This is a genomic window from Burkholderia sp. KCJ3K979 (genome assembly GCF_016759955.1).
In the GTDB taxonomy this organism is placed as follows: Bacteria; Pseudomonadota; Gammaproteobacteria; order Burkholderiales; family Burkholderiaceae; genus Burkholderia; species Burkholderia orbicola.
Genome location: NZ_JACFYV010000210.1, coordinates 1 through 11,553 on the forward strand (window position 1 = coordinate 1; position 11,553 = coordinate 11,553).

Below are 11,553 nucleotides of genomic sequence, written 5' to 3' on the forward strand. Positions count from 1 at the left end.
CGCCGAACGTGACGAGCCCGCCGAGACTGTGTTCGATGCCGCGCAGCGGACCGTCGCCCGACATCGCGCCGAGCGCACCGGTCGACGCGCGAAAGCGCACCGCCGTCAGCGCCTTGCGCTGCGCGAGATCGATCGCGCCGAGAAAACAGTCGTCGGTACGCACGAACGCGAGCAGGTTCGCGCCGGCATCGACGACGGCGATCGCGACGCCGGCCACTTGCAGCGATGCGGCCTGCGCGAGCGCCGCGTCGACCGTGCGGCGGGCGACGGCGAGCGGCAGCGGGAGTGCGGCGGTGAGCGGGTTCATGCGAGGCTCCGAGGGGACGACAGCGCCAGTGTAGGCAGTTGCGGTATATGGGAGAATCCGCATTCCGCTCGAAGCAGTTTCAAGTTTTTTTAATGATGGACAGACGATGAGCAGACGCGATCCGATGGCCGGGCTGCACGTGTTCATGACCGTCGCGACGGCCGGCAACTTCACGCGGGCCGCGGCCGCGCTGGGCCTGACGCCGGCGGCCGTTAGCCTGGCGATCGGGCAACTCGAGGGCGAACTCAACGTGAAGCTGTTCAACCGCAGCACGCGCGGCGTGAGCCTCACCGAGGCCGGCCAGCGCTACTGGCGGCAGACCGAACCCGCTTACCGGCAGGTCATGCAGGCACGCGACGAACTGAAGGATGCGCGCAGCGAGCCGAACGGGCTGCTGCGCGTGACCGCGCTGCCGCTCGCGCGCTTGCTCGTGATCGCGCCGGTGCTCGCCACGTTCCGCGAGCGCTATCCGAAAGTCCGGCTCGAAATCCGCTACGACAACGAACTCGTCGACATCGCGAAGGATGGCTTCGACGCGGGGATTCGCCTGGCCGACCGATTGCAGCCTGGCATGATCGGCGTGCGGATCGCGCCGGCGCTGACGTGTGCGCTGGTCGCGTCGCCGGCCTATCTTGCGCGGCACGGCACGCCCGAGTCGATCGCCGCGCTCGGGCGGCATGCGTGCATCCGTTTCCGGTTTGCGGAGAGCGGACGCCTGCATAAATGGCTGCTGCACGACGGGCGCCGCGACGTCGATCTCGATCCGGACGGCGTGTTCGTGACGAACGACGACGATGCGGTGATCGACGCAGCGCGCGTCGGTGTCGGCATCGCGTTCGCGTTCGTGCGCGAGCGGATCGAGCAGGATCTGCACGACGGCACGCTCGTCGAAGTGCTGCCCGGCGCGTGCCGGACCCTGCCGCCGATGTGGCTGTATTACGTGAACCGCAAGCACGTGCCGGCCAAGCTGCGCGCGTTCATCGACGTGCTGCGCGAGCGCGAAGGCGCGGGCGCGGACGTCGCGTAATCGCATCGGCTCGGGTCACTGCAGCAATGGATTGGGCGGTGCATGATGGCGGCTCCAGCCACGAAGCCATGGAGTTGCGTGATGACGGCATTCCCGTATTTCCCGATTCGAACCCTTTTGATTGCCACGGCGCTGGGTGCTGTCGCGATCGGTAGCGCGCCCGCCGTCGGCCAGACGTCGACGTCGACCGTGCCGGCCGGCTCGGCGGCGGCGACTCCCGACAACGCGATACTGCTGACGGTTTTCCTGAAACACGACCAGTCCCGCCCGCTCGCCGAGCTGAACGCGCAACTCGCGAAGCAGGGTTTCTACAAGGCGTTTCCGCCGCCGGGCGTCGAGGTCGTGAGCTGGACCGTGACGATGGGGATCGGGCAGATCGTCGTGCTGCGACTGCCGGCGTCGCGGCTGCGCGAGGTCAATCGCGTGCTCGAGGATACGGCGTGGGGCGCGTACCGGACAGAGTTCTATCCGACTTACGACTACAAGGCGATCGGTTTGGGGGAGCATGAACGGGCGAAGTGACGCGTAGTGGCGTATTTCCGTACCGGTGGCGCGCCGGAATGAACGCGCCGAATCAACTCGCGGCCATTCCGAAATGCGCCGCGCCGTCGCGTTTTCGTCCTCGCCCGCCGGGCCCGGCGCGGCAAATTCCGCCCAAATGCATCACAAGTCATTCATCCGATGAAAAAAACGCCCCGGTTCCCGGTATGATGCGCACCTTGCGTTCGTGGGACGCCCTGTTTCTTTATGCGTTTTTGATGCGCGAGAAACCACAAATCCGCACAAAGGCGACGTGAAAGATTCTGTAATATAAGTTCCGTATACTCGTAAGTTCTGATCCAGGCGCCTCGAGTCCGTCTTCGGCCGGCCGCCCATGCAGAACAACCAGATACGTCGCCGCCCGGCCAGCCCGCGCCGCGACACGCTATGCACCACCACTGAACACGTTATGTCTTCCCGCCACCCTGGTTCGCCCGGCCGTGCCGAGGCGGTGATCGTCCGTGCCCGGGCGCTGATCCGCAACGAGCGCGTACTGTCGCCGCTGCTCGCGCTCGGCATCGGCCTGCTGCTGATCGTGGTTTTCCAGCATCTGTCGGAATCCGTCGACTATCGGTCGGTGATTCGCCAGTTGCGTCACATGTCCGTCGGCGAGTGGGGCGCGTCGCTGGCCGCGACGGCCCTCAGCTATCTCGCGCTCGTCGCCCGCGATGCGGTCGGCCTGCGTTATGTCGCGGCCAGGGTGCCGCGCGTCGCGCTGTGGATCGGCGCGATTGCCGGTTCCGCGCTCGGCAACGCGACCGGCTTCGGCGCGCTGACGGGCGGCGCGGTGCGTGCTCGCGTGTACGGCGTGTCGGGCGTCACGCCCGCCCAGATCGGCCGGATGACGGTGTTCACGAGCGGCACGCTGGCGCTCGCGATGGTGTTGATGACGGCGGTCGGCATGGTCTGCGTGCCGGAGGCGCTCGCCGCGATGCTGCACGTCGCGCCCGGCGTGCTCACGTGGACGGGCGCGGCACTGCTCGTCGCGCTCGCCGCGCTGGTCGTGCTGTGCGGCAACACCGCGCGCCCGGTCGTCACGCGCTTCAAATGGCTGTCGTTCGACGTGCCGGCGCGGCGCGATCTCGTTGCACAGGTCGTCTATGCGGTGCTCGACGTCGTTGCCGCGGGCCTGACGCTGTGGGTGTTGCTGCCGGCGGCTCCCGTCGGCTTCCCGACCTTCATCACCGTTTATGCAGCCGCGTTGCTGCTCGGGATGATCGGCCATACGCCGGGCGGGATCGGCGTGTTCGAAGCGGCGATGGTCTTCACGCTGGGCCGCGAAGTGCCCGCGCACGCGATGGTCGCCGCGCTGATCGCGTATCGCGCGATCTATTTCGGCGTGCCGCTCGTGCTGTCGGCCGGCTTGCTGGCCGGCTTCGAGGGCCGCGCGCTGCGGCGCCGGCTCGTGACGCGGCAGGCCGTGCGCGTGTCGCAACTGGCGCCGGTGTTTCTGAGCCTCGTGACCTTCGCGGTCGGCGGGATGCTGGTGATCTCGAGCGCGACGCCCGCGTTCTGGCACCGGATCGCGATCCTGCGCCACATCGTGCCGCTGTGGGTGCTCGAAGGCTCGCAGGTGATCTGCAGCGTGCTCGGCGTCGCGCTGCTGTTCGTCGCGCGCGGGCTGCTGCGCCGGCTCGACGGTGCGTGGTGGATGACGTTCGCCTTGACGCTCGCGAGCCTCGCGCTGTCGCTGGCCAAGGGCCTCGCGTTCGTCGAGGCAGGCGTGCTCGGCACGCTGCTCGTGCTGCTGCTCGTCAGCCGCCGCCGCTTCAACCGTCATTCGTCGCTGTTTGCCGAACGCTTCACGGTGAGCTGGTTCGTATCGGTGGCGATGGTGCTGATGCTGGCCGTGTGGGTGCTGTTCTTCGCGTTCCGCGACGTACCTTACACGCGCGATCTGTGGTCGCATTTCTCGTTCGATGCGCGCGCGCCGCGGGCGCTGCGCGCGACGCTCGCCGCCGGCGTATTCGTCGCGCTGTTCGCGCTGTGGCAATTGCTGCGTCCGGCGCCCGGCCGTTTCGTGAAGCCCGCCGAGCAGGACCTGATCGACGCGGAGCAGATCATCCGCGCGCAGGAATGCAGCGACGCGGGTCTCGCGCTGATGGGCGACAAGTCGTTCCTGTTTTCCGAATCGCGCCGTGCGTTCCTGATGTACGCGAAGAACGGCCGCACGTGGGCCGCGCTGCACGATCCGGTCGGGCCGCGTGAAGAGTGGCCGGCGCTGATCAGCAAGTTCATCGCGCTCGCGCACGCGCACAGCGGCCGCGCGGCGTTCTACCAGGTGCGCGCGAACGCGTTGCCGCTGTATCTCGACGCGGGGCTCACGCTGATGAAGCTCGGCGAGGAAGCGCATATCGCGCTCGACCAGTTCGACCTGAAGGGTTCGAACCGTTCGCACCTGCGCTACGCGCTGCGCCGCGGCGACAAGGATGCGCTGACGGTCGAGGTGATCGCGCCGGGCGACGTGCCGGCCGCGCTGCCGGCGCTGCGCGACATCTCCGACGGCTGGCTCGACAGCCGCGATGCGCGCGAGAAGAGTTTCTCGGTGGCCGCGTTCCACGACGGCTATCTGTCGACGCAGTCGGTGATGCTGGTGCGGCAGGCCGACAAGCCGATCGCGTTCGTCACGTTCATGACGACAGACCTCAACACCGAGGCGACGGTCGGCGTGATGCGCCATCTGCCGGACGCGTCGCCGTATGCGATGGAGTATCTGTTTACGCAGCTCGCGCTGCATCTGAAGGAAGCGGGGTTCCGCAAGCTGAGCCTGGGCATCGCGCCGTTCTCGGGGATGGGGGCGGCGAAGATGCCGTCGCCGTTCCACCGGCTCGGCCTGATGGTCTGGCGCTTCGGCGGCCGCTTCTACAACTTCCGCGGCTTGCGCGCTTTCAAGAGCAAGTTCGAACCGCACTGGGAGCCGCGTTATCTCGCGGCCTCGGGCTCGGTCGGCGTGTTCGTCACGCTGGCGGATCTGTCATTGCTGGCTGGAGGTCGGCGTTCATGATGTTGAAGAAGGTAAGCGCGCGGGCGGCAGCCGCCTGCGCGGGAATGATGCTGGCCGGCGCCGTGTGCGCCGCGCAGCCGGCCGACGTGAAAGCCGAAACCGTGTCCGGCGGCCGCTACGGGCCCGTGACCGTGACCAAGCCGAGCGGGCCGCTGCGCGGTTTCGTCGTGCTGTTCTCGCGTGAGGCCGGCTGGCATGCCGCCGATCAGCAGGCGGCCGACGCGCTCGCGAAAGCCGGCGCGATGACGGTCGGCGTCGATTCCGGGCGTTACGCGGCGAATCTCGCCGCGAAGCAGGAGACCTGCCATCACCTCGACGGCGACGCCGAGGCAGTCAGCCATCAGCTCGAACGTCTCGCGCAGTCGTCGCGCTATTTCACGCCGATCGTCGCGGGCGTGGGCCAGGGCGGCGCGATCGCGAAGCAGATTCTCGCGATGGCGCCGGAGAACACGATCGCCGGCGTCGTCGCGGTCGGTCCGGCCGCGAAGCTCGATCCGCGCTTCAAGCCGTGCCCGCCCGATCCGACGATCGTGCGCCGCGCGATGCCGGGCTTCGTCGAAACGGCGGCCGCGGGCGACACCGCGAAGCTCGTGTCGCTCGTTACGTCGCACCTGCGCGACACCGGCGGCAGCAGCGACGAGCTCGACGTGTCCGACCTGCCGCTCGTCGAACTGCCGGCCAAGGGCGGCAGCGACCGGCTCGCGATCGTGATCTCGGGCGACGGCGGCTGGCGCGATCTCGACAAGACGATCGCCGAGGCGCTGCAGCGCGACGGCGTGTCGGTGGTCGGCGTCGACAGCCTGCGTTATTTCTGGAGCGAGAAGCCGCCCGCCCAGGTGAGCCGCGACCTGGCACGCATGATGCGCACCTACATGGCGCGCTGGCATGCGAGCCGCGTGGCGCTGGTCGGCTACTCGTTCGGCGCCGACGTGATGCCGTTCGCGTACAACCGGCTGCCGGCCGACCTGCGCGACAAGGTCGCGGTGATGTCGCTGCTCGGCTTCGCGCCGTCGGCCGATTTCCAGATCCGCGTGACGGGCTGGCTCGGCATGCCCGCGAGCGACAAGGCGCTGAAGGTCGCGCCGGAAATCGCGAAGGTGCCGCCGACGCTCGTGCAGTGCTTCTATGGCGCGGAAGAGACGGACACGATGTGCCCGGCACTCGCGAACACGGGCGCCGACGTGATCAAGACGCAGGGCGATCACCACTTCGGCCGCGATTACATCGCGCTCGAGAAGAAGATCCTCGGCGGGTTCGGCAAGCCGGTGGCGGCGCGCTGAATGCCGGGGGCGCCCGCATGATGGCGGGCGCCGGCCGGTTTGCTTCCGGTTCATCGTACGGGCGGCCAGCGAGCCGCCCGTTTCATTTTCCGGGCTGCGCTGCGGCGTCCTGCGGCGGCAGGGGCGTTCTCGCATCGCGCTGATAGAAGCCCGGAAACCGATCGAGCTGCCGTCGTGCGGCCGTGAGGTCGGTGTCGTCGCCGAGCACCGCGCTCGAAAATCCCGTGCGCTCCATCAGCAGCAACTGGTCAACCAGGACGTCGCCGGTCGCGCGCAAGTCGCCGGCGAAGCCGTGGCGCTTGCGCAGCAGGTAGGCCTGGCTGTATGCGCGGCCGTCGGTAAACGACGGAAACTGCAGGTCGATGCGCTCGGCGTGCGCGATGCGCGCGGCGAGCGGCGGGAGTTCCTCGTCGTTGCCGATCGTCAGCGTCGCTACGCCGTGCTGTTCGGTTTCGTCGGCATGTTCGGCCGGCGTCAGCAGCCGGATGCGCGCGCTTGCGTTCGCGGTTTCATGGTTCATGCGGGTTCTTCCTGATGACGCGCGGCGTTCGCGGCAGCCTTGAACGGCTCCGTGCCGATGCGGCGCACCGTGTCGATGAATCGTTCGCCGCGGCCGTTCGCGTCGATCCGCGCGTCGAGATATGCATTGACGATCGCGTCGACGACGTCGACGATTTCGTCCGCCGAAAACGACGGGCCGATCACCTTGCCCGGCCGCGCGGGACCGCTCGCGATCGAGCCGTCCGACCCGCCGAGCGTGACCTGGTACCACTCCGCGCCGTCCTTGTCGACGCCGAGGATGCCGAGGTGGCCGCTATGATGATGGCCGCACGAGTTGATGCAGCCGCTGATGTGCAGGTCGAGGTCACCGATGTCGTGCAGCAGGTCGAGATCGTCGAAGCGCTCGGCGATCGCGTCGGCGACCGAAAGCGAGCGGGCGTTCGCGAGCGCGCAGAAATCGCCGCCCGGGCACGCGATCATGTCGGTCAGCAGCCCGACGTTCGCGCTCGCGAGCCCGACCGCCCGGGCGTTTTCCCACAGCAGGAACAGGTCGTCGACGTGTACCCACGGCAGCACGACGTTCTGCGTGTGCGTGACGCGCGCCTCGCCGGCCGAGAAGCGGTCGGCGAGCTCGGCGAGCGCGTCGAGCTGGTCCGGCGACGCGTCGCCGGGCGCCTGCAGGCGGCGCTTGAACGACAGCGTGACGATGCGCAGCGCCGGGTCGCGATGATCGGCGACATTGCGGGCGAGCCAGCGCGCGAACGCCGGATGACGGCTCGCCTGCGCGGACAAGCGCGCGTTCGCGTCCGCGAGGTCGAGCGTGCGCGCCTTCACCCGCGGCGGGACGAACGACGCGGCGACGCGATCGAATTCGGCCTGCGGGATCGTGTGCGGGCCGCCGTCGTGGACGACGATCTGGCGGAACTCTTCCTCGACGTCGTCGATGTAGCGTTGCCCTTCGGTCTTAACGAGGATCTTGATCCGCGCCTTGTACTTGTTGTCGCGCCGCCCGTAGCGGTTGTACACGCGGACGATCGCCTCGATGTAGTTCATCACGTGCTGCCACGGCAGGAACGCGCGCAGCAGCGTCGCGATCGTCGGCGTGCGGCCCATCCCGCCGCCCACGCTCACGCGAAAGCCGAGCGCGCCCGCGTCGTCGCGCACGAGCTTCAGCCCGACGTCGTGCCAGTCGGTCGCCGCGCGGTCTTCGGTCGCGCCCGTGATCGCGATCTTGAACTTGCGCGGCAGGAACGCGAATTCGGGATGCAGCGTCGTCCACTGGCGCATCACTTCGGCGAACGGGCGCGGATCGGCGATCTCGTCCGGCGCGATGCCCGCGCGTTCGTCGCACGAAATGTTGCGGATGCAATTGCCGCTCGTCTGGATGCCGTGCATGTCGACGGTCGCGAGCAGGTCCATCACGTCGGCCGCCTTCGCAAGCGGAATCCAGTTGAACTGCACGTTGGTGCGGGTCGTGAAGTGCGCGCTGCGGGTCGGCAGGCGCAACGTGCCGAGCAACGCCTGGGCGTCGCACGCGGCGCGGTAGGTGGCGTCGTCGGGTACGTCGTAGTCGCGCGCGATCCGCGCGAGCATGCGAAGCTGCGCACTCGACAGCTCGCCGTACGGCACCGCGACGCGCAGCATCGGCGCGTGGCGCTGCACGTACCAGCCGTTCTGCAGGCGCAGCGGCCTGAACGCATCCTCGCCGAGCGTGCCTTGCTGCCAGCGTTCGAGCTGGTCGCGGAACTGGGCGGCGCGGCTGTGCACGAGCGCCCGGTCGAAATCGGTATATCGATACATGACGTGATAGCGAGAGGCGCCACGGCGAATGGCGCGCGGCGCGGGAAGGCGTTGCGACGGATGTCAGGCAACGGAAGACAGCGTAGGGAACGCGATGCGGCGGGACAAGCAGCAGATCGAAACGAAAAAGGCGCAGCAGATGGCCGGCGGGGCGCCGGTGCGGGCCGGGCATGCGCGCATGCCCGTGGCCGAGGTCATGCGTCGACGACGAGCGCCGGATCGAGCGCGCGGATGCGCTGGTCGATGAAGTAGCCGCCGCCTTCCTGGTAGCGCAGGAACAGGCGGCCGCACGTGCGGCAGCGGCTGACGGTGCAGCGGTTGTACGGGAAATGGCGCGGCGCGATCGGCGCGTCGTCCGATGCATAGCGCGTGCCGGCCGGATGATATTCCGCGTAGGTCGGCTCGGGTTCGCCCGGCGGCGCGAGCGTGGCCACTTCGATCAGTTGCGTGTCCGGCAGCGACAGCGGCAGGGTCGTCCAGCCGGCGAGCGAGGTCTTCGTGCACGAGCACGGCTGCGTGACGTGCGCCGCTTCGGCCGTCAGTGTCAGCAGCGCGTCGTGATCGAGGTAGGGCAAGGGGCTCATGGGCAATCGGGAAAGGGCGGCAGGATCTGCAATGTAACCCGCACGCGGAGCGGCTGCATGACCGTGATGCACGCAGCATGGCCTGGTGCGCTCGTGCACTACGTGATCAACCTGCCTTGCGGACCGACGGCTGCGCGACCAGTTCGCCGAGCACGCGGATCGCGCGCTCGATGTCGCGGCTCCACGGATGGCCGAAGTTCACGCGCACGCAGCGCTCGAACCCGTGCGCGGCCGAAAACAGCGGGCCCGGCGCGAAGCTGATGCCGCGCGCGATCGCCTCGCGATGCAGTTCCATCGCGTCGATCGCATCGGGAAACGCGAGCCACAGGAAATACCCGCCGTCGGGCCGCACCCATTCGACGCCGGCCGGCAGCCAGCGCCGCAGCGCGTCGTCCATCCGGTCGAGCTGCGCGTGCAGCGCGCCGCGCAGCTTGCGCAGGTGCCGGTCGTAGCCGCCGTGCTCGAGATAGTTCGCGATGCCGGCCTGCGCGGGGATGCTGGCCGACAGCGTCGTCATCAGCTTGAGCCGCTGCACCTTCTCCGCGAACCGGCCGGCGGCGGCCCAGCCGATCCGGTAGCCGGGCGCGAGCGTCTTCGAGAACGAACTGCAGTGCATCACGAGGCCGTGACGGTCGAACGCGCGCGCGGGCAGCGGATAGTCCGGGCCGAAATGCAGTTCGCCGTACACGTCGTCCTCGATCAGCGGCACGTTGCGCGCCGCGAGCAATTCGACGAGCGCGCGCTTCTTTTCGGCGGTCAGCGTGACGCCGGTCGGATTCTGGAAATTGGTCATGAACCAGCACGCGCGGATGGCGTGCCGGTCGAGCGCGTTCGCGAGCGCATCGAGATCGAGGCCGGTGCGCGGATCGACGGGAATCTCGACCGCGCGCAGGTCGAGCCGCTCGATCGCCTGCAGCGCCGCATAGAAGCCCGGTGCTTCGACGGCGACGACGTCGCCGGGCCGCGTCACCGCCATCAGGCACAGGTTCAGCGCTTCGAGTGCGCCGTTCGTGACGACGATTTCGTCGATCGGCTGCGAGATACCTGTGGCGAGATAGCGCCGCGCGATCTGCTGGCGCAGCGCTTCGTTGCCGGGCGGCAGGTCGACCACCGTGCTCCACGGGCTCACGAGTCGCGTGGCCTGCGCGAGCGACTTCGCCAGGCGCGGCAGCGGAAACAGCTGCCGCGCCGGGAACGCGGAACCGAGCGGCACGATGCCGGGCTGCGTGGCCGCATCGAGCACGGAGAACACGAGGTTGCTGATGTCGACCTTGCGCGTTGCACCCGCGCGGCTCGTACGGCGTTTCGTCGCCGGGCTCGTGGCCGGCTGTGCGCCCGGCGCGACGTAGTAGCCCGAGCGTTCGCGCGCGCGGATCAACCCCCACTGCTCGAGCAGGTAATACGCGCGAAACACCGTCGACTGGCTCACGCCATGTTGCGCGATGATCTGCCGCAGCGACGGCAGACGTGTACCGACGGCGAGGTTGCCGTTGCGGATGTCGTCGGCGATCGTATGGGCGAGGGTTTCGTAGCGTTTCATCGGCGTGGGCGGGGCGCTTCGCCGCCGCGCGCGGGCCGGGGCGGCACCGCGCCCGGCGGGCGCGGCTCATTGTCCGATGCGTGGCCCGAAAAGGAAAGCGCGAGCGTTTCCGCGCTGCCGTCCCGCTGCGTCAGGCCGCGTTCGGCTCGACATTCCGTGCGCTGCTGCCGCGCCGCAGCGGCGGCAACGGTTCAACCTTGCCGACGATGAACAGGTACGACAGCGCACCGACCACGCACAGCGCGCCGGCCACCGCGAGCGGCACCACGAACGAGCCTTTCGTGATCGACAGCATCACGCCGGTGAAGGTCGTGATGAAGATGCCCGCGAGATTGCCCGCGAAGTTCTGGATGCCGCCGAGCGAGGCGACGTGCGCGGGCGTCGGCGCGACTTCGCCGACCAGCGTCCACACGTTGGCGCCGGCGAACGACAGGCTGGCATACGCGAGCGCGAACAGGCCGAGGCAGGCCCACACGTTTTCGACGAACGCGGACAGCGCGATCGACGACGACAGCAGCATGCCGAGCACGAGACAGGTCTTGCGCGCGGCGGTGGCGCTCCAGCCACGGCGGAACAGGCTGTCCGACACGTAGCCGCCGAGCCAGCCGCCGGGAATCGCGAGCAGCGCGGGCAGCATGCCCCACGTGCCGAGCGACGCGAGCGAGAAGCCGCGCGACTGCAGCAGGTAGCTCGGGAACCACGTAATGAAGAAGTAGATCGCGAAGTTCAGGCAGAACAGGCCGATCATCATCCCCCACACGGTGCGATAGCGGAACAGGTCCAGCCACGACACCTTCGGGCCGTCGGTTGCGGCCGCAACCGTCGGTGCGCCGCGTTGCGCGAGCAGCGCATCGACGGCGTCCGGCGCGATCGCGCGATAGCGTTCCGGGTCGCGATAGACGAACCACCACGCGAGCGCCCAGACGATGCCGATGCCGCCCGTGATCACGAACGACCCGCGCCAGCCGAC

General features: G+C 68.7%; 11 protein-coding genes. 5 read left to right on the top strand and 6 right to left on the bottom strand.

Translation table 11 applies throughout. The features are described 5' to 3' along the window. Window positions 1-307 (bottom strand): GlcG/HbpS family heme-binding protein (locus H3O04_RS29230; RefSeq protein WP_202589002.1); only part of this gene is annotated, 307 nt, incomplete at its 3' end. 106 nt (window positions 308-413) lie between these two features. Here H3O04_RS29230 and H3O04_RS29235 point away from each other — a divergent pair. The 5 genes from H3O04_RS29235 (at window position 414) to H3O04_RS29255 (ending at window position 6,158) form a co-directional block, all read left to right on the top strand. After that, the gene (locus H3O04_RS29235) at window positions 414-1,334 is read left to right on the top strand and encodes a LysR family transcriptional regulator (protein ID WP_011547608.1); all 921 of its coding nucleotides are present in this window, start codon (window positions 414-416) and stop codon (window positions 1,332-1,334) included. Window positions 1,335-1,415: 81 nt separating this feature from the next. Next, on the top strand, window positions 1,416-1,856 hold the full coding sequence (locus H3O04_RS29240; protein WP_124620230.1) for a hypothetical protein: 441 nt from the start codon (window positions 1,416-1,418) through the stop codon (window positions 1,854-1,856). A gap of 38 nt (window positions 1,857-1,894) precedes the next feature. Continuing rightward, window positions 1,895-2,131 (top strand): hypothetical protein, encoded by a 237-nt coding sequence (locus H3O04_RS29245; protein WP_226292054.1) that lies wholly within the window; start codon window positions 1,895-1,897, stop codon window positions 2,129-2,131. A gap of 152 nt (window positions 2,132-2,283) precedes the next feature. Further along, entirely contained in the window at window positions 2,284-4,878 is a 2,595-nt protein-coding gene (gene mprF / locus H3O04_RS29250; RefSeq protein WP_202589003.1) for a bifunctional lysylphosphatidylglycerol flippase/synthetase MprF, read from the top strand. Continuing rightward, window positions 4,875-6,158, top strand: coding sequence for a virulence factor family protein (locus H3O04_RS29255; RefSeq protein ID WP_200159518.1), 1,284 nt, complete (start codon window positions 4,875-4,877; stop codon window positions 6,156-6,158). Before mprF ends, H3O04_RS29255 begins: the two co-directional genes overlap by 4 nt. A gap of 82 nt (window positions 6,159-6,240) precedes the next feature. Here the strand turns inward: H3O04_RS29255 and H3O04_RS29260 are convergent, their stop codons facing one another. The 5 genes from H3O04_RS29260 to H3O04_RS29280 all read right to left on the bottom strand — a co-directional run. Next, window positions 6,241-6,678, bottom strand: a complete 438-nt coding sequence (locus tag H3O04_RS29260; RefSeq protein WP_012339894.1) for a DUF934 domain-containing protein — start codon at window positions 6,676-6,678, stop codon at window positions 6,241-6,243. Beyond that, entirely contained in the window at window positions 6,675-8,459 is a 1,785-nt protein-coding gene (locus tag H3O04_RS29265; RefSeq protein WP_012339895.1) for a nitrite/sulfite reductase, read from the bottom strand. Before H3O04_RS29265 ends, H3O04_RS29260 begins: the two co-directional genes overlap by 4 nt. Before the next feature lie 194 nt (window positions 8,460-8,653). Next, a complete protein-coding gene (locus tag H3O04_RS29270; RefSeq protein ID WP_124547519.1) occupies window positions 8,654-9,043 on the bottom strand; it encodes a hypothetical protein in 390 nt (129 codons plus the stop codon). 106 nt (window positions 9,044-9,149) lie between these two features. Then, entirely contained in the window at window positions 9,150-10,583 is a 1,434-nt protein-coding gene (locus H3O04_RS29275; protein ID WP_202589004.1) for an aminotransferase-like domain-containing protein, read from the bottom strand. Between the two features lie 130 nt (window positions 10,584-10,713). Then, window positions 10,714-11,553, bottom strand: an 840-nt coding sequence (locus H3O04_RS29280; RefSeq protein ID WP_202589005.1) for an MFS transporter, incomplete at its 5' end; no start/stop codon positions are given.

Bases quoted from the DNA above. Each gene is read 5' to 3' on its own strand.
- H3O04_RS29235 (WP_011547608.1), top strand. From the start codon at position 414: ATGAGCAGACGCGATCCGATGGCCGGGCTGCACGTGTTCATGACCGTC.
- H3O04_RS29240 (WP_124620230.1), top strand. From the start codon at position 1,416: ATGACGGCATTCCCGTATTTCCCGATTCGAACCCTTTTGATTGCCACG.
- H3O04_RS29245 (WP_226292054.1), top strand. From the start codon at position 1,895: ATGAACGCGCCGAATCAACTCGCGGCCATTCCGAAATGCGCCGCGCCG.
- mprF (WP_202589003.1), top strand. From the start codon at position 2,284: ATGTCTTCCCGCCACCCTGGTTCGCCCGGCCGTGCCGAGGCGGTGATC.
- H3O04_RS29255 (WP_200159518.1), top strand. From the start codon at position 4,875: ATGATGTTGAAGAAGGTAAGCGCGCGGGCGGCAGCCGCCTGCGCGGGA.
- H3O04_RS29260 (WP_012339894.1), bottom strand. From the start codon at position 6,678: ATGAACCATGAAACCGCGAACGCAAGCGCGCGCATCCGGCTGCTGACG.
- H3O04_RS29265 (WP_012339895.1), bottom strand. From the start codon at position 8,459: ATGTATCGATATACCGATTTCGACCGGGCGCTCGTGCACAGCCGCGCC.
- H3O04_RS29270 (WP_124547519.1), bottom strand. From the start codon at position 9,043: ATGAGCCCCTTGCCCTACCTCGATCACGACGCGCTGCTGACACTGACG.
- H3O04_RS29275 (WP_202589004.1), bottom strand. From the start codon at position 10,583: ATGAAACGCTACGAAACCCTCGCCCATACGATCGCCGACGACATCCGC.